The 21355-nt window shown below is 37.8% G+C and carries 17 protein-coding genes; 10 read left to right on the plus strand and 7 right to left on the minus strand.

Features of this window, described 5'->3' with window-relative positions:
• Positions 1-186 precede the first annotated feature (186 nt).
• From rpsL to JML65_RS05215, 9 genes are all read left to right on the plus strand, one after another.
• Positions 187-600 (plus strand): 30S ribosomal protein S12, encoded by a 414-nt coding sequence (rpsL, locus tag JML65_RS05175; RefSeq protein WP_002983146.1) that lies wholly within the window; start codon positions 187-189, stop codon positions 598-600.
• 23 nt (positions 601-623) lie between these two features.
• The gene (gene rpsG / locus JML65_RS05180; RefSeq protein WP_047491372.1) at positions 624-1100 is read left to right on the plus strand and encodes a 30S ribosomal protein S7; all 477 of its coding nucleotides are present in this window, start codon (positions 624-626) and stop codon (positions 1098-1100) included.
• A 6-nt stretch (positions 1101-1106) separates the two neighbouring features.
• A complete protein-coding gene (fusA, locus tag JML65_RS05185; RefSeq protein ID WP_084086571.1) occupies positions 1107-3224 on the plus strand; it encodes an elongation factor G in 2118 nt (705 codons plus the stop codon).
• Between the two features lie 16 nt (positions 3225-3240).
• Positions 3241-3546, plus strand: coding sequence for a 30S ribosomal protein S10 (gene rpsJ, locus JML65_RS05190; protein ID WP_002661363.1), 306 nt, complete (start codon positions 3241-3243; stop codon positions 3544-3546).
• A 317-nt stretch (positions 3547-3863) separates the two neighbouring features.
• A complete protein-coding gene (locus tag JML65_RS05195) occupies positions 3864-5870 on the plus strand; it encodes a TonB-dependent receptor domain-containing protein (protein WP_202270122.1) in 2007 nt (668 codons plus the stop codon).
• A 28-nt stretch (positions 5871-5898) separates the two neighbouring features.
• Positions 5899-6519, plus strand: a complete 621-nt coding sequence (locus JML65_RS05200) for a hypothetical protein (RefSeq protein WP_202270123.1) — start codon at positions 5899-5901, stop codon at positions 6517-6519.
• Positions 6520-6728: 209 nt separating this feature from the next.
• Entirely contained in the window at positions 6729-7925 is a 1197-nt protein-coding gene (locus JML65_RS05205) for a PepSY-associated TM helix domain-containing protein (protein ID WP_202270124.1), read from the plus strand.
• An 88-nt stretch (positions 7926-8013) separates the two neighbouring features.
• A complete protein-coding gene (locus tag JML65_RS05210) occupies positions 8014-8508 on the plus strand; it encodes a low affinity iron permease family protein (protein ID WP_047491383.1) in 495 nt (164 codons plus the stop codon).
• Positions 8509-8579: 71 nt separating this feature from the next.
• Positions 8580-10835, plus strand: a complete 2256-nt coding sequence (locus tag JML65_RS05215) for a zinc-dependent metalloprotease (RefSeq protein ID WP_202270125.1) — start codon at positions 8580-8582, stop codon at positions 10833-10835.
• Positions 10836-10892: 57 nt separating this feature from the next.
• Here JML65_RS05215 and JML65_RS05220 read toward each other — a convergent pair whose 3' ends face one another.
• The 7 genes from JML65_RS05220 to JML65_RS05250 all read right to left on the minus strand — a co-directional run bounded on the left by JML65_RS05220 (position 10893) and on the right by JML65_RS05250 (position 20243).
• The gene (locus JML65_RS05220; protein ID WP_202270126.1) at positions 10893-13619 is read right to left on the minus strand and encodes a hypothetical protein; all 2727 of its coding nucleotides are present in this window, start codon (positions 13617-13619) and stop codon (positions 10893-10895) included.
• Positions 13620-13708: 89 nt separating this feature from the next.
• A complete protein-coding gene (locus JML65_RS05225) occupies positions 13709-14680 on the minus strand; it encodes a hypothetical protein (RefSeq protein WP_202270127.1) in 972 nt (323 codons plus the stop codon).
• A gap of 248 nt (positions 14681-14928) precedes the next feature.
• Positions 14929-15348, minus strand: a complete 420-nt coding sequence (locus JML65_RS05230; RefSeq protein WP_202270128.1) for a hypothetical protein — start codon at positions 15346-15348, stop codon at positions 14929-14931.
• Between the two features lie 225 nt (positions 15349-15573).
• The gene (locus JML65_RS05235; RefSeq protein WP_143330526.1) at positions 15574-16341 is read right to left on the minus strand and encodes a hypothetical protein; all 768 of its coding nucleotides are present in this window, start codon (positions 16339-16341) and stop codon (positions 15574-15576) included.
• Positions 16342-16383: 42 nt separating this feature from the next.
• The gene (locus tag JML65_RS05240) at positions 16384-17115 is read right to left on the minus strand and encodes an MIP/aquaporin family protein (RefSeq protein ID WP_084086578.1); all 732 of its coding nucleotides are present in this window, start codon (positions 17113-17115) and stop codon (positions 16384-16386) included.
• 24 nt (positions 17116-17139) lie between these two features.
• A complete protein-coding gene (gene glpK / locus JML65_RS05245) occupies positions 17140-18636 on the minus strand; it encodes a glycerol kinase GlpK (RefSeq protein ID WP_202270129.1) in 1497 nt (498 codons plus the stop codon).
• Between the two features lie 14 nt (positions 18637-18650).
• Positions 18651-20243 (minus strand): glycerol-3-phosphate dehydrogenase/oxidase, encoded by a 1593-nt coding sequence (locus JML65_RS05250; protein ID WP_202270130.1) that lies wholly within the window; start codon positions 20241-20243, stop codon positions 18651-18653.
• A 116-nt stretch (positions 20244-20359) separates the two neighbouring features.
• Between JML65_RS05250 and JML65_RS05255 the strand changes: the two genes are divergently transcribed.
• Positions 20360-21121: a DeoR/GlpR family DNA-binding transcription regulator gene (locus JML65_RS05255; protein ID WP_047491406.1), complete on the plus strand. Its 762-nt coding sequence runs from the start codon at positions 20360-20362 to the stop codon at positions 21119-21121.
• Positions 21122-21355: the final 234 nt, after the last annotated feature.

Below are 21355 nucleotides of genomic sequence, written 5' to 3' on the forward strand. Positions count from 1 at the left end.
ATAAAATTTTATTTTTTTAAGAGAATCTTTAAGGCCCAAAAATAAGCCAATAACATGAAAACCAATAGGGTTGCCGTGGGGTATGGAAAACAAAAAAAAAGTTTTTATAAATAAATAAAAATATATAACTACTTGTCAATTAAAAAAATATTAGTATTTTTGCACCCTAAAATAAAAAGCAATTAAATGCCTACTATTCAACAATTAGTAAGAAAAGGAAGAGCCACGCTTGCCAAGAAGAGCAAATCGGCTGCCCTTGATTCTTGTCCACAAAGACGTGGTGTATGTACGAGAGTATATACTACTACACCGAAGAAACCTAACTCTGCACTTAGAAAAGTAGCAAGGGTAAGACTTTCTAACGGTAAAGAAGTGAATGCCTATATCCCGGGCGAAGGACATAATCTTCAAGAGCACTCGATAGTATTGGTTAGAGGCGGAAGGGTGAAAGACCTACCGGGAGTACGTTACCACATCGTAAGAGGTGCATTAGACACAGCTGGTGTAAATGGAAGAACTCAGAGAAGATCTAAGTACGGAGCTAAGAGACCTAAACCAGGACAAGCAGCTGCTGCTCCTGCAAAAGGGAAGAAAAAATAATCATTAAATAAGGTACAGAAACAATGAGAAAGACAAAAGCGAAAAAAAGACCGTTGTTACCAGATCCGAAATTTAATGATCAATTGGTAACTAGATTCGTAAACAACTTAATGCTTGACGGTAAGAAGTCAATCGCATTCAAAATTTTCTATGATGCATTAGAGATCGTAGAAACTAAAAAAGGAGATAACGAAAAAACTGCACTTGAAATCTGGAAAGATGCACTTACAAATGTAATGCCTCACGTAGAAGTACGTTCTAGAAGAGTAGGTGGAGCTAACTTCCAAATCCCTATGCCAATCAGAGCTGACAGAAAAATTTCTATGGCAATGAAATGGTTAATCAAATATTCTAAAGCTAGAAATGATAAGTCTATGGCTTTGAAATTAGCTAACGAAGTTGTAGCTGCTTCAAGAGAAGAAGGTGCTGCTTACAAGAAAAAGAGTGATACTCACAAAATGGCGGAAGCTAACAAAGCGTTTTCACACTTTAAATTCTAATCTGAAATGGGAAGAGATCTTAAATTTACGAGAAATATTGGTATTGCTGCGCATATTGATGCCGGTAAAACTACCACTACAGAAAGGATTCTATTCTATACAGGGGTAAACCACAAAATTGGAGAGGTTCACGATGGTGCTTCTACAATGGACTGGATGGAGCAGGAAGCTGAAAGAGGTATTACTATTACTTCTGCTGCTACTACTTGTTCTTGGAACTTTCCAACTGATCAAGGAAAACCTCTTGCAGATACTAAACCTTACCACTTCAACATCATCGATACACCGGGACACGTTGACTTCACAGTAGAAGTAAACAGATCTTTAAGAGTATTGGATGGATTAGTATTCTTATTCTCTGCAGTAGATGGAGTAGAGCCTCAGTCTGAAACAAACTGGAGACTTGCTGACAACTACAAAGTTGCAAGAATGGGATTCGTAAACAAAATGGACAGACAAGGTGCTGACTTCCTTAACGTTGTAAAACAAGTTAAAGAAATGTTAGGATCTAATGCAGTTCCAATCGTTTTACCAATCGGTGCTGAAGAAGATTTCAAAGGTGTTGTAGACTTAATTAAAAACAGAGCGATCATCTGGGATGAAGCAGGACAAGGAGCTACTTTCGAAGTAGTGCCAATTCCTGAAGATATGAAAGATGAAGTTCTTGAATATAGAGAGAAATTAGTAGAAGCTGTTGCTGACTACGATGATACTTTGATGGAGAAATTCTTCGAAGATCCGGATTCAATCTCTGAAGAGGAAATCAACGAAGCTCTAAGAAAAGCTACTATTGATTTATCTATTATCCCAATGACTTGTGGTTCTTCATTCAAAAATAAAGGAGTACAGTTTATGTTGGATGCAGTATGTAAATACTTGCCTTCTCCATTGGATAAAGATGATATCAAAGGTACTGACCCTAGAACTGACGCTGAAATTACAAGAAAACCAGACGTAAACGAGCCTTTCTCGGCTTTAGCATTTAAGATTGCTACTGACCCATTCGTGGGAAGATTAGCATTCTTCAGAGCATACTCTGGAAGATTAGATGCAGGTTCTTATATCTTGAACACTCGTTCAGGAGATAAAGAAAGAATCTCTAGAATCTATCAGATGCACGCTAACAAACAAAACCCGGTAGAATATATTGAAGCTGGTGATATTGGTGCTGCGGTAGGATTCAAATCTATCAAAACTGGTGATACAATGTGTGACGAGAAAAACCCAATCGTTCTTGAATCGATGGTTTTCCCTGATCCGGTAATTGGTATCGCTGTTGAGCCTAAAACTAAAGCTGACCAGGATAAAATGGGTAATGCTCTAGCTAAATTGGCTGAAGAAGATCCAACGTTTACAGTGAGAACTGATGAAGCTTCTGGACAAACGATTATCTCTGGTATGGGTGAGCTTCACTTAGATATCATTGTTGACCGTATGAGAAGAGAATTCAAAGTTGAAGTAAACCAAGGTCAACCTCAGGTAGAATACAAAGAAAACTTAACAAAAGTTGCTCAACACAGAGAGGTTTACAAAAAACAATCTGGTGGTAAAGGTAAATTTGCTGATATTGTATTTGAACTAGGTCCAGCTGACGAAGGTAAAATTGGTTTAGAATTCATCAATGAGATCAAAGGTGGTAACGTTCCTAGAGAATTTGTTCCTGCAATTGAAAAAGGATTTAAAGCTGCAATGAAGAACGGTCCTTTGGCTGGTTTCGAAGTTGAAGGTATTAAAGTTACTCTTAAAGATGGATCTTTCCACGCGGTGGATTCTGATGCACTTTCTTTCGAATTAGCTGCTAAATTAGGATTTAAAGAAGCGGGACGTGCTGCTAAGCCAGTAATCATGGAGCCTATTATGAAATTGGAAGTTGTAACTCCAGAAGAATATATGGGTAACATCATTGGTGACCTTAACAAAAGAAGAGGTACGATCAGTGGTCAGGAAGAAAAGAACGGTGCTGTTGTAATCAAAGGTTCAGTTCCACTTTCTGAAATGTTTGGATATGTAACGACTCTAAGAACACTTTCATCAGGAAGAGCTACTTCTTCTATGGAATTAGAGAAGTACCAAGCAACTCCACAAAACGTTGCTGAAGAAATCATTGCTAAAGCAAAAGGTTAATTTTTAAATTAAAGAAATGTCACAAAGAATCAGAATAAAACTAAAATCTTACGATTACAACTTGGTAGACAAGTCTGCTGAGAAAATCGTAAAAACGGTAAAGGCTACTGGTGCTGTTGTAAACGGTCCAATTCCATTGCCAACGAATAAGAGAATCTTCACTGTGTTGAGATCTCCGCACGTAAACAAGAAAGCAAGAGAGCAGTTCCAACTTTCAGCTCACAAGAGACTGATGGATATCTACTCTTCTTCTTCTAAAACTGTTGATGCTCTAATGAAATTAGAACTTCCTTCAGGTGTAGACGTTGAAATTAAAGTGTGATAACTGCATACTTTGCAATGATTATACAATCCGTTCCTTTTTAGGAACGGATTTTTTTTGCTATCAACCTCTCCATACTACGACCTCCATTTTTGAACAGAAAAATTTATCTTTTTTCAGGTTTTACTTTTTATAACCATATGCCGGCTTTGACATGATACTACTAATGATGATATGTATCTGTTGGCATATTGTAAGCAGACTGTTACGTTGGTTGTTGATCCGGTATTGATTAGTCTTTTGCAGGTGACATATGTCAGTGTGATTCATTTTATTTAGAATCAATAAAAACAATAAATTTGCAAAAAAAATTATTGATGAAAAAAATCGTGTCTTTTTCTCTACTCGTTTTAGGAGCAACTTTTGTAAATGCCCAGAAAATAAAGGATACTTTAAAAAGTAGCAATATTGATGAAGTCGTAATAACAGGAGCAGGATATGCACAGAAAGTTAAAGATGCTCCGGCAACTATTTCTGTAATAAGCCAGGCTGATATTAAAAAGAGAGCTTACAGAGATATTACAGATGCTTTACAGGATATCCCCGGAGTATTTATTACAGGTGGAGGAAGTACCAGCGATTTTTCAATAAGAGGAGCGGAATCCGGCCAGACTCTGGTATTAATAGATGGTAAAAGAATTAATACCAGAGAAACAAGACCCAATTCTGATGGACCTGGGATTGAACAGGGGTGGATGCCTCCATTGGAAACCATCGAAAGAATAGAAGTGGTAAAAGGACCGATGTCTTCATTATATGGGTCTGATGCTATGGGAGGGGTTATCAATATCATTACTAAGAAACTTACAGACAGATGGAAAGGATCTGTAGGAACCAGCCTTATTCAACAGGTTCATAAAGAATCTGGAAATACATACCAGATTGACGGCTACGCTGCAGGTTCTATAGTAAAGGACCTTCTTCAAATGAAAATTACGGGAAGCTATTCCGACAGAAATGAAGACAAATTTGTTGGTGGATTTACAGAAAGGGTGATTAAAGCTTTTGGAACAGAATTGAGCCTTACCCCTGATCAGAAAAATGTGTTCAAGTTAAACTACGACTTTAACCGTCAGGAACGAAATCAAACCCCGGGATATTCTTTAGCTCCCAATGCAAAAAGCTCACGTAATAATTACGAAAGAAATGTTCTTTCCTTAAGTCATAAAGGTGATTATTCCAACTTTCATACGAATTCTTATCTGCAATATGATAATACCAATAACCCAAACAGGGATATGAGGTATCAGACTTTCCTTGCCTATAGCCTTAATAATTTCAATATTAAAAAGCATGTCATCAGTTTTGGTGGCGAATATAGATATGAAAAGCTGAATGATTTAGGAAATAAAATTAAGTCTGAAGGCGAAATCATCAACGAGCTGACCCGTTGGAACTGGTCTGCCTTTGCAGAAGGAAACTGGAGCTTGTTTGATAAACTTCACTTAGTGACAGGTGCACGTTTGGATAATGATCAGAATTATGGTTCCAATTTTACACCAAGAGGATATTTGGTATGGAACGTTACTCAGAACTTTACTGTAAAAGGAGGGACTTCTTGGGGATATAAAGCTCCGGGACTGAGAGCCGTAAACCCAGGATGGGGACAGGTAACCGGAGGAGGAACTTCAGATGGTGTGATTATCGGAAATAAAGATCTTAAGCCGGAAAAAAGCTTTAATCAGGAAGTGACGGTTATGTTTGAAGATAATAAGAAAGTGATTAATTTAAGCGTGACAGGTTTTAATACAGACTTTAAAAACAAACTGGTAGAAGTAAGAAAATGTAATAACACTGAAGAGTGTAAACAGTTTGAAAACATATACAATCATGTGTATGATTTTATTTCAACAAGGGAGAATTTAGGAAAGGCCAACAGCATGGGAATCGAAGCTAACCTGGGTATAAATGTAACAAAAAGTATCGTATTAAAAACGAACTATACATACACAGATACTAAGATTAAATCTGATGAAATTCCTGCACTTTACAATAAACCGTACGCAAGAATCCCTAAACATATGGCTAATCTGAACCTTTCATGGAAAGCAAATGACAGCTTTGAATTTTGGTCAAGAGGGAATTATAGAAGTGAAAGCCAGCCTGGGGTAAACAGAGGTAAGACTCAGGAATATCCTATACCTTCATACTTTTTATGGGATTTAGGAACTGTATACCGATTGAATAAAAATGTACGTTTCACTTTTGGAGTATACAATATTCTGGATAAAAACATACGTAATGATGCCTCTGATCCGGCTAGTAACTTTGGGTTCAGAATTGACGGAATCAGATACCAGTTTGGAGCTAATTACTTCTTCTAATCATTGACAAACCATAAAATAAAATATAATGAATAGTACTTATATCAAAACTATTGTAGTAGCAGTAACAACATTATTGGTTGTTTCATGTTCCGGAGACAAAAAGAAAGGAATAGATTATAACCAGTTCAAAACTGAAATACAGCTTACACCCGATCAGACGAAAAGCTTTGATGAGATCACTAAAAAATATCAGGATCTTCAGGAGCAGAATTTTCAGGCCGCAAAAGCACAGGGAGGAAATATGGACCGTGTGGCTTTGGGAATAAAAAATGAAGAACTGAGAGCACAACAGTCTCTTGAAATGGCCAAAGTATTGGATGGCCCACAAATGGAAAAATTCAACAAATTCGTTGATGAAAATTCCAGAAAAAGACCAAGATATGACAATGCTCTTTTAGAAAGAATAAAAACAGAAGCCCAGCTTTCCGAAGACGAATTTAAAGTAGTCAATGCAGCGAATGATGCATTTGAAAAAGCATTCAACGATGCTCACGATGTGTATCACGGTAACAATGACCTGGCTAAAGAATACTGGGAAAAGTTTGATGCACAGAGAAAAGCAGCCATTAAAAATACACTTACTCCTGAACATTATACGAAATTCGAAGAGATCGTAAAAGAGGTTCAGTTTAAAGGAAGAAAATAATTTGATCCGGATTCCCATCCGGAGAAGGAAAGTAAGTTCTACCCGTATCACAGAACTTTCTTGTAAGGCTTATACAATATACATAGCAGATTATTCAGCGAAATTAATTTGTAGGCCGCCCTTTAAAATTATCAATCATTCATATCAATTTTAATTTAAAAAACATTAAGGTGACCCCAACCATCTTAATGTTTTTGTTATATGCCCAAATGAAGTTATTATTTAAAAGCCTTTACCGGAAAAAAAGGAAGAATGAATCGGTTACTAAATATCTGATGTGGCTTATTCATCTTTGGTTGGGACTTTTATCAGCGATCATTGTTTTTGTAATGTGTCTTACCGGTTGCCTGTATGCATTCAAAAACCAGGTTATAGAATTTACAAACAGAGATAAAGTATATATCAGCTCAGCTTCCGGAAAAGTTAAAAACCCGGATCTGATCCGGTCAGAATTGTTAGAACAGAAAAAAGAGCTGACCTCCCTTCTGATTCCGGATGATAAAGGAAGAAGCTATGTTATTGGATATCGGGAAAATCAATTGGATAAAAGCACTTATTATAATCAGTATACAGGTGAAATTCTGGGGCCGGCAGATATCGGAGCGAGCCACTTTTTTGAAGTTGTACTTGATATTCACAGAAACCTTATGATGGGAAACGCCGGACGTCAGGTGGTAGGAGCTGCGGTACTTATATTTTGTGGGTTGCTGATTTCAGGATTTATCCTCTGGCTGCCCAAAAAGCTGAAGTTTCTAAAACAAGGTCTGACTGTCATGTTGAAAGCAAAGTTTCAGCGACTGAATTATGACCTCCATAATACCCTTGGATTCTACAGCTTCCTGATGCTTTTCTTTATTGCTGTTACAGGACTGTATATAACCTATCCCTGGGTGAAAAATAGCCTTATTGTGAGTCTTGGTGGATCTTCAATTGATCATATTTCAAATAATAATGAGAATGGCGATGATCCGTTCAGTGGGCTTATGGAAGATATGCTCAAGAAGCAGGATGAAAAGAAAAATCTTAAAAATTCAACGTCTGCTTCTATCGATAAAATTATACAGCTTTCGGACCAGTACCTTCCTTATACTGCTGTTACAAGTGTAGAGTTACCTAATAAAGATAACCCCCGATATGTGATCATTAAAATAAACAGGCAGAACCTGCTGGGAATGATGCTTCCGGATGAAGTGACATTTGATAAAACAGGAGTTTTTAAAACCAGAGAATTGTTCTCTGCAAAGCCTCTCAATAAACAGTTTACAGCACTTGCCAAACCTTTGCATACTGGAGAAATCATGGGACTACCCAGTATCATTCTCTATTTTATAGTGTCTCTTATCGGATGTTCTCTACCTGTGACAGGATTTCTGATCTGGTGGCATAGGGCTAAGAAAATAAAATAAAACATACCACTTCCCAACTGAAAACTCAACTTTATTCATCCCGGTTCATGGTAATTTTATACATTTATTATGTAAAATAACTTCTATCATGAGTCACAACAATCATAATTTTTTTGAGAAATTTTCAAACGAGGCAGTAAAATTTACAGGAAGTCCTGTTGCATTTATCGGAGCTATGCTTCTGGTCATTATCTGGGCGGTAACAGGTCCTTTTTTCGATTATTCGGAAACTTGGCAGCTTGTGATCAATACAGGAACTACGATCATTACCTTTTTAATGGTTTTCCTTATTCAAAAAGCCCAGAATAAAGATTCTAAAGCTATACAGATAAAGCTGAACGAGCTGATTGCGGCCCATGAAAAGGCCAGTAACAGAATTGTAGATATTGAAGATCTTACAGAAACGGAACTGGATCAGCTCCACCATTATTACGAAAATCTGGCTCAGTTTGCCAAAAAGGATGCGGATATCCATACCTCGCATTCTATTGATGCAGCAAAGAGAAATCAGAATTACAAACATGAGTTCTTCAAAAATAAACATGAAGAATGGCTCAAGAAGCAGGAACAGAAGAAAGAATAATTAGTCTTCATTATAAAATTTCTTGAAGGAACTTTTTGGTGAAGACATCATTTTTATACAAACATATTTATATGAATTTAAAATTATCATGTTTACCATTTGTGTTTTTATCAACAATAGTAAGCGCCCAATGGAGTCAGAATGTACCTAAAGAAAAAATTGTAAAGAAAAGTGATAATTCGATTTATTATAGACTCGATATTGATCAGATCAGAACTCAGCTACTGAGGACCTCAAAAATCGGGGAAGGTTCTGCTATTAGTGTGAATATTCCTACATTATCCGGAAAGACGGAAAGATTTGCGGTCAGTAGTTTTCCAGTTATGGATGAAGCATTGGCAAAACAGTATGAACTCGGATCTTATGTAGGGGTGGGTATTGATGATCCTTCCAAATATATCAGATTCAGTGTTGGCCCCAATGATTTCCAGTCCATGATCATTGGAAATGATGGAAAGTATGAGTTTATTGAGCCCGCTACTGCAGATAAATCTTTTTATTCTGTCCACGGAAAAACCAACAGGAACGGGCATGCATTTGTTTGTAATACCACTGAAAAAAAAGAGGCTGTAGACCAAATGAAAGAGATGCAGACTTACTCTGATAAAACAGCATTTGCCAGGAGAAGTGGAAATCAGAAATTCAGAACACTAAGACTGGCACTCTCTACCACAGGAGAGTACACTCAGTTTTTTGGAGGGCTTTCCGGAGCCATGACGCAAATCAATGCTACATTAACAAGGGTGAACGGAGTTTTTGAGCAGGAGTTTAATGTACATGTAAACCTCATTAATAATACACAAACCCTATTTACTGATCCAAATACTGATCCTTACAGTACCGTTACGGATCTTACCTCGCCGCCGTCATCATGGAATATAGAGCTGATGGATACTTTACATGGAGGAGTATACGGAGTTACAGATGCCGATTTTGATATAGGCCACTTGTTTGGAGCCTCTGGAGGAGGAGGAAATGCAGGTTGTATAGGCTGTGTATGCAGTAACAGTTTAAATGTAGGGGGTAATGCCAATAACAGCTACAAAGGATCCGGTATTACATCGCCGGGTGTAAACTGGTATCCGAACGGAATCTGGGATTTTAACAGCACAACTCAGCTGCCTCCTAGCGGAGATAGTTTTGATATTGATTTTGTAGCCCATGAAATAGGGCACCAGCTGGGAAACAACCATACGTATAGTAACAGAGAAGGAACTGGTGTAGAGGTAGAACCTGGATCAGGGTCAACAATCATGGGGTACGCAGGAATTACAGGAGCTTCAACGGATGTGCAGAAGCACTCCGATCTGTTTTTTCATTCCGTAAGTATTGATCAGGTACAGGATAATTTTCTGACTGGTGCCAGAGTGAACTGTGGTACCATAACCACCATTATCAACCGCCCGCCGGTAGTTACAGAAATGCCGGTAACATATACCATCCCGATGAGTACTGCATTTGCACTCACCGCAGAGGCAACAGATCCGGATGGGGATGCATTAACTTATTCCTGGGAGCAGGTAGATCCAAGTTATTTATATAACGGCGTTAATAAGTTTTACATTGGACGAACTACCTCAGGGGCCAATTTCAGATCATGGCCACCAACATTAAGTCCTACCAGATATTTCCCTAAGCTTTCTACCGTATTAAATGGAGAGGTGAAGAATGCTGATGATTTTGAAGCAGCAAGTACGGTAGCAAGAACAACTCATTTCCGTGTAACCGTGAGAGATAATAAACCGGGGCAGGGACAAAGCGCTCATACTACACAAACCGTTGTAGTAGGCTCTGCAGAAGCCTTCAAGGTGGATACGGCATCTCTTACTCCTGATACCAGTTCAGAAATTAAATGGACGGTTTCCGGAACTACAGCCGCGCCTTATAATGTGGCTGATGTAAAAATTGATTATACTGATGATAACGGTGCAACATGGAATGATCTGGCAGCATCAGTACCTAACAGTGGAACAGCAAATGTTTTCATTCCTGCCTCTTTAGCTGGAAAGACGATTCATGTAAGAGTTTCAGCAATCGGAAATGTATTCTATGCAGTGAAAAAAATGACAGCAGGTACATTGGCCGTTTCGGAAACAGGAAAAATAAAATCGGTTCAGGTTTATCCGAATCCTGTGGACAATGTTTTGAATGTGAAAAATGTATCTCCAAAATCATCCTATGAAATTTTCAATGCTCCGGGGCAATTGATTTCAAAAGGCATAATTGGTGAAGGTCAAGTAAATGTAAGCAGCTTCGTAAAAGGAATCTACTTCATGACCATAAATGAAAATGGAAAAAATATCAAAACCAAGTTTATTAAGAAATAACATAAGATCTAAAATAAAAAACCTCTGATGATTCAGAGGTTTTTTTATGCAGTGATGTTATCTCATAAAGTAACTGAAATAAGAACAGCTTCCCATCAGTGCTTTTGAAGTTTCAGTATCTGAGTACTGTGTTTTCAATTGTGCAAAATAGGTTCTGTATTTCTGATTTCTCAGATTGTCCAGTTCCTTTTGGTGAGCATCAGATTTTTCGGACCACTTAGGGTCAGAATAATCATAATCCATCTGGTTTTTTGCTTCATATTGATAGTATTTCCCTTGTTCAGCACTAGCCATCTGGAAAAGAACTCTTGCTTTTTCCTCCTTATTATTGGAAAGCTTCAGGGCTTTTTGATAATAATTAATCGCCAGGTCAAAATTGTCAGGCTCAATATAGGATGTGTCCAGGAAGTTTTTGTAATAATATTTATAAGGGTTCTTTCTGTCGGTATTCCAGAAGTTATACTTTCCACCATTACTATTGTCGACATCCATGACGAACAGCTCTCTGTAATATCCTAAAATAGAGGTGTTGTACAGTAAATTTCCGATAAGCTGGTTGGCTTTAGCAGCTTTTTCATCAGCACCATTTCCAATCTTTTTAAGCTGGATCAAAACATCAGCAAGTTCAAGTTTATTCATACTGCTTTTGATGAAAGGGAAATCAGTGTAGTTTTCAGCTTTCATACTTTCAGCATCAGAACTCTGGAAGCTTTCCCAAACATTATGACCAAACACAAGATTTGAAATATTATCAAAACCGTTATACTCAGTAGGTGTATATTGTTTTGCAGTGATGGTTTGACCGCTTTTTTCTGACCAGTCGTAATTGACTCTTGGGATTCCGGCAAATTTCTGCGCTTTTTCATAATGGGATTTAGCCTTTTCAAAATCGGCAAGCCTCATGGCTCTGTCTCCATAAATGGTATTGAAAAATGCATCAATATTACCTACACTGTCCATGTTTTTGGCAATAACCTGCTGCTCAAACTGTGTTTTATTTGACTTTCTGTAGAAGTCCTCCACACTTTTTACCAGATTTGAGTTCGGGTTGTACTGAAGGTCAGAAAGTTTATTATTCATCAGGAATGATTTTCCATCCTCACCCTGAAGAAAATAGCGGTTTGCCAAGACATCTTTAAGGAAGTCTGCAGTAGATGGTGCTTCCCCATAATAATCGAAATTATCTGTGGTGGCAGTATCTTTTTTCACCGGTTTTTCCACAAAGTATTCAGGATAATCTTTCATTAAATGATCCTCGTATGCTGCATCTATTTTAGGCTGAGATACAATATCATTCAGCACTTTCATTCTCTTGATCTCCTCCTGGTACTCAGGATTGGTGGTTTTGATGTCATTAAGAATTTCAGAACTTGCTTTATAGTCTTTTTTCAAAAACTTAAGGTAAGCATTGGCAATCTGCCAGTATTCATCCTTAGATTTCTCCCTTGTTTTATCAGTGAATTTTTCCAGAGCATCAAGGAAGTCCTGTGTTTTCTGATCATAATAATAACCTGTTCGGGTATAGAAAGGTATCCTGTCCGGATTACTGAAGAGCTCATCATCACTTTGATCAGCTTTAGCTTCATCACCGGTTTTTTCAGACTTAGAACCTCCGAAAAGGTTTTTAAAGAACCTTACAATCTTTTGCCAGAAAGAAAGCTTTTCCTCTTTTACCACTGTGGTAGTGTTGTCCGCTACATTATCATTTGAAGCTTTGGTATCCGTTTTTCCTCTTTGTACAGAAACTCTCCCGGAAGCAGCATCGGTGTAATAATAAGTGGGAAGATAACTTCTTTCCAGCTCATTGATACTTCTTACGGCCATTACTTTCAGAATTTCAGAGTCAGGATTAATATCATACATTTTTTCCATAACCGGAATAGGATTGTTGAAATCCTCATAGCCTAAAAGGAAATAAGCCATGTTTTTTTCCTCATTGGTATTAGCCCTTTTCATAATATTGCTGAAAGAAGCCGTATCCGAAAGTTTCATAGATACAAAAGAAGATTCTTTACGGTCTTTAGTGTTCATGAATACCTGGAAGAAGTTCCAGTTGGCATCACTGTTCATCTCCAGTCCCCTTTGAGCACCTGCCATTTGATCCAGTGCCATAAAATAAACGGCACCTTTTAGCTTGATTGGTTCTATATAGGTTTTGAATGCCTGCAGTGAAGCATCATAATTTCTCGTATAATGATTGAGACGTACCAGCTGGTATCCATAGCGCTGTTTAATCTCCGGATTTCTGGCAGCATTGTATAAAGAAGTTAAAGCAGCAATGGTTTTGTCATAATCAAGAGCCGTCGCATTCTTAGTGTTAGCATTTCTCTCATAGTAAAATGAATTTTCACTTTCAATATAATTGATGCTCATATAAGGTTCCAGATATTTAGCCTCAATTAAATAATCTATTCCCTCGCGGTACTTTTGGTAAAATCCTGAACCCAGCTTTTGGAGAAGAGGGTTGGACGGATTTCCGTTTTTAAGATTATTGAGGTCGTTCATACTGATCTTATAAATCAGATCATAAGCTTCAGCATGATTAAGCTGGTTGCCGAAATACTTCTTCCATGTTTCCAGATTGTCATCAGGAATCAATGAGGTTTTATAACCCGTGTAGAATCTGCTGGAATAATTGTGCAGAAAAGGAAGGTAAGATTTATCTTTAATGATACTCTGGGTAAAAAGATTGAAGTATTCGTAGTCAGGATCCGACCAGGCGCAGGCATCAGATTTCGTATAGAAAAGAGAGGCCACTGCAAGTGAAAGAATATACTTTTTCATATGTAGAGTGGTGTTTTTAATTTTTTATAATGATTAATAATATAAATCCATGCAGGTACTAATACTCTGCCTTCATCTGTGATGATGATTTAAAATTTTCGATCTAACACAAATTTACTATCTAATTGATAATAAATAATATTAAAATGAGGTATTTTTTTCTCAAGAAAGCGGATGACATCTTCAAGCTGCTCACCTGAAATTTCCTCTACCTTTATTTTAAAACCTTTATTCAGGTAGCTTCCAAAGTAAAAACCGTCTTTCAAAACTTCAGCCTCATTTTCAGAGAGCTTTTTAAAATGCTCATTTTGCAGATCCTTTGTAGATAGTGCATTAATCAGCTTATGCTTTTCCAGATGGTTGGTAACAATTCCCCATGAGTAGATAGGGAGTGCTACTTCAATAGTTTTGATGGGGTACTCTTCAATTCTGGAAAGATAACTTTTTAATGTAGCCACATCCAGAATGGAGTTTTTATCAGATTTTTCTAATGGTGAAGAAGTGGAGTAGCACATCAGATATACCTTTTCTACCGGCGGAATTCCGGTCTGCTTTTTATCTTTAACCTGATGAAGACGTAGAGTACAGGTGATATTTTTTCCGGAAACCCTTTTCAGTTCCTTTAGAAATTTAAAATAATCATCACGTGTACCGGCTGTCCAGTCGCAGTCGATCTGAATTTCATTGTTAATTTTTAAATGATACTCTTCTGTTTTTTTCAATATTAAATGATGAATGCTTTCTGCCAGGAATTTTATCTCCTCTGAAGAAATGTTCAGTAAAGTCTGGTTCGTGATAAAAACAGTAGGTACCACCTGCTTATCGGTCTGAAAACTCTGGTCTTTGGTGATGACAGCCACAGGCTGAAACTTTCCTCCTATTTTATCAACATCAAAAAAGCGGGTATATAAATAAGGAACAGAAGCCTGTGCCAATACTTTCTTCTCCTCATGATTCAGTTTCAAATTGGTTTTCCAATAATAGAACGTGTAAGGATGGTTTTCCTTTTTACTGCAGGAAACAATAAAAAATAAAACCCATAAAATATTTAGGATTTTCATACCGTGGTGTGCATAATTGATTCTTCAAAAGTAAAGATATTTATAGAAACCATACACCGTAAAATCCCGGTGATTCCTTATTCCTGACAAATTACATGATCTCAAACTCTCAACAAATCCCAACAATTCTTATAACCATTTCCCCTCCACCGGAGAGGTGGCAAAAATTCAAAGAATTTTTAACGGGTGGCCTTTTTCTTTCCATTAAACAAAAAGCCACTCCAAAGGAGTGGCGCTATATTATCTTATTATTCATACAGCCCACTTTCACAGGTACAGGTTTCTTTATCCATACTCTCACTGGAAGAGCAACAGCCTTCAAGATTCTGAATATTTCCCTTTTCATCGGTCATAAAGATTTTATTTTTATCAAATTTCACAAAGAAAGTCTCACCGAATTTTTTGAAATGTACTTTCATTACTTTGTTTGCTCCGTATTTGCCTGCATTTATTTCTTCTGTAGTTTCTTTTCCGTTAGCCTGATTTACCTGAACATATCCAAAAAAGACATCACCGTTTTTTTTCACATCCAAATAATAATGAGGAGTACCGGTACCACTGTAGCCCTCCATAATATCAAAACTTCTATGTCCCGTAAAAGGAACTTTTACCTGTGCAAAAGACAAAATACTGATACACAAAATCATGATACTAAAAAATTTTTTCATAGTTCTTTTTTCTTCAAAAGTAAAAATTTTTACTTAAAAGATAAACCGTGAAATCCCGGTGATTGGATATAAGACTGTTATTAATCCCAGACATAACATTCGTATAACCATTCCCCGCCACTGGAGGGGCGGCAAATCAAAGATTTGACGGAATGGTCATTGTAATCTATAACAAAAAAATCACCCCAAAGGAGTGATTTTATAGTATTGTGGTAGATATCCGTTTTAAAAAACAGTCGCAGCAAGCTGAATTCTTGCAAACTTATTAGAGGGATTCCACATGGCCATCATATAAACAGGAAGACTGTAATGGTCAGTAATCTTAACAACCTTACCTGCTTTTACACCTATATTAACGATGTCAAAACTGTTTTTGCCATTTCCATACAGGAACGTTTTATCATTAAGAGCAAAGCCGGCGCCTACAAATGCATCCAGATTCACTTTCTGACCCTTTATTACGGGGTAACTTGCCTGAACATAAGTAGAGTATTTATTCTTTTTATAACTTCCGTCCGGCTCAAGAACAACCTCTCCTGCATTGGCGCCTCCATAAAGCATAATATCTGCTTCAATATTAATAGGGAATGAAGGCCCGAACGTATAGTTGGTTCTTAAGTCAATAATATGTGCCGTTCTTCTTTGTGAATAGCTGAAGATGTCATCTGCAGCTACGGCAGTATTAATGTTTCTGGAGTTATAAAGATCCCAAAGTCCGATATAAAAACGTCCGTCAGAATATTGAACATAATAATTGATTTCTTTATAATGGGTATTGTCTTTATCATCTGCTAAAGCGGATGCTCCCCAGATTCCTATTTTCCATTTTTTTTCCGCATCCAGGGCATAGGATAGATTTCCCATTACAACAGGCTTATCAGTAATGATTAAACCTCTCCATAAATGGTTATTCTGAATGTTGGCCGTGAAATCAAGTCTGTTTTCCTTAGTCTCAGTAGTTTCCTGAGAAAATAACCTTCCGCTGCCTAGCATGAGCAGGAAGATTCCTTTTAAAATTCTCATCATCTGTATTTTTTAAGTTAAGAGTCCATATAAAACAGCGGCAAGCACAGCTCCTATCACAGGTCCCGCTACCGGTATCCATGCATATCCCCAATCACTGCTCCCTTTTACAGGTAAAATAGCATGCATAATTCTTGGAGCCAGATCCCTTGCCGGATTAATTGCATAGCCTGTAGTTCCGCCCAGAGACAAACCTATTGCCCAGACAAGGAACGTAACAGGAAGAGCTCCTACAGAACCTAATCCTACTTTTGCTGTAGGGTCAATATCGATCGAAATACTGGGATCCGAAAAGTGGAAGATGACAAATACCAGTACAAACGTTCCTATAATCTCACTGATAAGATTAGAAGAAGTCTTTCTGATGGCTGGTCCTGTACTGAAACAGGCAAGCATGCCTGGTTCATCTTCTGTTATAGCAAAATGATCCTTATGGAATAGCCAAACCAGAAAGGCACCAAGCATTCCTCCTATCATTTGGGCGGCTATATAAGTTGGAACTAAATCCCAGGAAAATTTTCCTGCGGTAGCAAGACCAATGGTGACTGCCGGGTTTAGGTGGGCACCGCTTACAGGTCCGGCTACAGTGACGCCGATGAAGACGGCTAATGCCCATGCTGTTGTAATTACAATCCAGCCGGAATTATTTCCTTTGGTTCCCTTTAAGACAACATTGGCGACAACGCCGTTGCCTAAGAGTATAAGAAGCATTGTTCCTATTAATTCTGCGATAAATGGTGTCATATGTGTATTTTTAAGGTCAACGGGTTAATCTTCTATCCAGTTTTGCGAACGCGATACGGCCTTCTTCCACAGATGGATCATTTTATCAACGTTTTCTGTATCCAGCTGAGGATGGAAATCTTTGTCTACGATCCATTGAGACTGTATTTCATCAATATCTTTCCAGTATCCTACCGCAAGGCCTGCCAGATAAGCTGCTCCTAATGCAGTGGTTTCAAGTGTCTGAGGTCTTGTGATTTTAAAACCAAACAGATCAGACTGTATCTGCATCAAAAGGTCACTTGCCGAAGCTCCTCCATCTACTCTTAGTTCGAGACTGGCCCTTCCGGAATCTGCTTCCATAGATTTTACAATATCATAAACCTGAAATGCAATACCTTCCAATGTTGCTCTGGCAATATGTCCGTCAGTTGTTCCACGGGTGATACCTGCAATAGTTCCACGTGCATACTGATCCCAGTGTGGTGCTCCTAATCCGGTAAGGGCAGGAACGAAATATACACCACCATTGTCAGGAACAGATGCTGCCAGCTCATTCACTTCTTCAGATGAACGAATAATTTTAAGACCGTCTCTCAGCCATTGGATTGCTGCACCTCCTACAAATACACTTCCTTCCAGTGCATAGTTTACTTCTCCATTGATTTTCCAGGCTACGGTGGTAAGCAGGTTGTTTTTAGAAGAAACAGCTTCTTTTCCTGTATTCATTAATAAAAAGCAGCCGGTTCCGTATGTGTTTTTTACCATTCCCGGAGTGATGCACATTTGCCCGAATAGAGCTGCCTGCTGGTCACCTGCAATACCTGCAATAGGAATTTTAGTGGAAAATAAAGTAGTTGCAGTTTCTCCATATATTTCACTGCTCTGCTTTACTTCGGGAAGAACAGCTCTGGGAATATTGAATAATTCTAACAAATCATTATCCCATTCTAATGTATGGATATTCAGTAGCATTGTTCTGCTGGCATTGGATACGTCAGTGATAAACATTTTACCACGGGTAAGCTTCCATACCAGCCATGTGTCTACTGTTCCAAAACATAGTTCTCCTGCTTCTGCTTTAGCTCTGGCACCCTCTACATTATCAAGGATCCATTTTAGTTTTGTTGCAGAAAAGTAAGCGTCTAATACAAGGCCGGTTTTTTCTTTAATAACTTCAGCGTGACCCTGCTCTTTTAGCTCATCACAATATTTAGACGTTCTTCGGTCTTGCCATACAATGGCATTGTAAATAGGCTCACCGGTTTCTTTGTCCCATACAATGGTTGTTTCCCGTTGATTGGTAATACCGATAGCGGCAACTTCCAGTCCGGAGATCCCTGCTTTCGCTATAGTTTCTGCTGCTACGGAGATTTGTGATGACCAGATTTCATTCGGATCATGCTCTACCCAACCCGGTGTCGGGAATATTTGTCTGAAATCTTTCTGTGCTACATATTTAATTTCTCCACTGTGGTTGAATAAGATCGCTCTGGAGGAAGTTGTCCCCTGGTCTAAAGCGAGAATTAATTTTTCATTCATAAAAGTGTACTAGATTAAGGTTGGACTTTAGGTGAATAAGGCGTTAATAAATATCCTCTTGCTAAATCAATAAATTCATTTTCGTGTTGCTGCGTCCATTCTTCAGAATATCCTTTTTCTTCAGCAATTATTTTTGCAACAGTTTGAGCACTGTCTATAGCTGCTCTGGCATCTAAGAATAATAAACGGACTCTTCTTGATAAGATATCCTCAATGGTTTCTGCCATCTCATTTCTTATCGCCCATACAATTTCTGCAATGGTAAAAGGATGATCAGGATGAAGTTTCTGGGAATAACGCGGGTTGCTTTCCTGTAAGGCTTTTATAGCAGGAATATCAGAACCGTAAACATACAGATGATTGCTTCTGTCTACCTGTTCCGGTTTTACATTACCATGAATGGATAGATGCTCTGTTTTGGAGGCGGTATTTCCTAATCTATGAACTTTCATCGCTTCATCTACAGTATCTTCTGCCATTTTACGATAAGTTGTCCATTTTCCACCGATAATGGAAATTAACCCTGTTTCAGAAGCAATAACTTTATGACTTCTGGAAACCTCTTTTGTACTTTTGCTTCCATCTTTGGGCGCGGCCAGAGGGCGTAATCCTGCGAATACAGATTTTACATCTTCACGGGTAGGTTTCTTAGCTAAATACTGTCTTGCTGTATTTAATACAAAGTTGATCTCTTCTTCAAGAGCACGGGGTTCAAAACTTTCATCCTTTAGAAGAGTATCCGTAGTTCCTACCAAAGCTCTGTCGTGCCAAGGAACAACAAATAGAACCCTTCCATCTGATGTTTTTGGAATCATGATCGCATCATCACTTTTCAGGAATGATTTATCAAGCACCAAATGGATTCCCTGGCTTGGAACAACAAGTTTACCATGCTTAGGGTTATTCATATTAAGGATGTCATTGGTAAATACACCTGTTGCATTAATGACTACCTTGGCATGAATCTGATATTGCTGCTTGGACAGCTGATCTTCTGCAACAACACCAATTACTTTATCAGCACCATCTTTCAGAAGATTGATCACCTTTACATAATTGACTGCGGTTCCTCCTTTCTCGATAATGGTCTGAGTTAAATTCACAGCAAGTCTGGCATCGTCAAACTGTCCGTCCTGGTAAACAACACCACTCATCAAGTGATTTTGTTCAATAGTTGGAAGTTTTTCTACAGTCTTTGATTTGCTGATGTATCTCGTTTTTCCCAAGCTCAGCTTTCCTGCAAGGAAATCATAAATGGATAAACCTATTTTATAATAGATTCCTCCCCACCAAGTATAATTAGGAATAATAAAAGATTGATTTTTTACGATATGAGCTGCGTTTTTAGCAAGCAGACCTCTTTCTTTTAATGCTTCTTTTACCAATCCTACGTCTCCCTGGGCAAGATATCTTACTCCACCGTGTACTAATTTTGTACTTCTGCTGGATGTTGCTTTTGCAAAATCGTGAGATTCAAGCAATAAGGTTTTAAAACCTCTGCTTACTGCGTCTAGTGCCGAACCTAAACCACTGGCTCCTCCTCCTATGACTATAAAGTCCCATTCCTTTACATTGGTTAATTTACTGAGTTCTTCGTTTCGTTTCATAAATGTTTCGTTTATGTTTCGTTTTCAAATATATAAATTAAAAATGAAAGCAAAAAGAAAATAAATGAAATTTTAGAGTACGAAAAAAAAACGCTAATTTTGATGAAACGAATAAAATGGAGAAGCTAATCCCAAGGCATGATGAAATATTAAAAGAGCTGGATGAAAAAGGCCATGTTCTTGTGCAAGATTTATGTGAAAAACTGAATGTTTCTTCGGTTACGATCCGAAAGGATCTGAACCATCTTGAAAGTTTAGGGCTGCTTTTCCGTAATCATGGAGGGGCAAGTAAGCAGGTAAGATATGCTTATGAGAAAAATGTAGGGGAGAAGGAGAATATTAATGTAGAAGCAAAACAGGCGATTGCAAAAGCGGCATTAGCGCTGATTCAGGAGAACGACTGTATCATATTAGCTTCCGGAACAACAATGCATTATCTTGCCCGGATGCTGGTGAACTTTGGACCGCTTACCGTATTGACCTCTTCTTTGAGGGTAGCTATTGAGCTTTGTAATAATCCTAATATTAATATCATTCAGCTGGGAGGAGAAGTCCGTAAGAGTTCCACTTCTATAGTAGGATCTATTTCCGAAGGAATTCTTAAGCAGTTCTCCTGTAATAAACTTTTTCTGGGAGTAGATGGTATTGACCTTGAATTTGGAATCAGTACTTCTAATGCCGCAGAAGCCCATCTTAATCAGGTGATGATTGACTGTGCCGATCAGACGGTGATTCTTGCAGATTCTTCAAAACTCAACAAAAAAGGCTTTGGTAAGATTGCATCATTAGATAAAATAGACTATCTGATTACTGATACAGGTATTTCCGGTGAAGATGAGGCAGGATTGGAAGAAGCAGGTGTGAATGTGATCGTATAAACAGATCTTCTTTCTAATTTCTTTTTTAAAATCAAAATAATTGAGGAGAAAATTTGTTCTGGATTTTCTCAAAAAGTTCTAATTGATTAAAAATCAAAATATTTTACTTAAAAAATTTGTCAGTAATAAAATTATTCATACATTTGCACACTCATTTTAGGGGCGTAGTATGCCTATATCAGAAGTAGAAATTACTTTAGACCTCCTAAAAATGGTGATAAAGAGAAAGATAAA

Origin of the sequence: Chryseobacterium sp. KMC2 (assembly GCF_016756935.1) — a bacterium.
Taxonomy (GTDB): Bacteria; Bacteroidota; Bacteroidia; order Flavobacteriales; family Weeksellaceae; genus Chryseobacterium; species Chryseobacterium rhizosphaerae.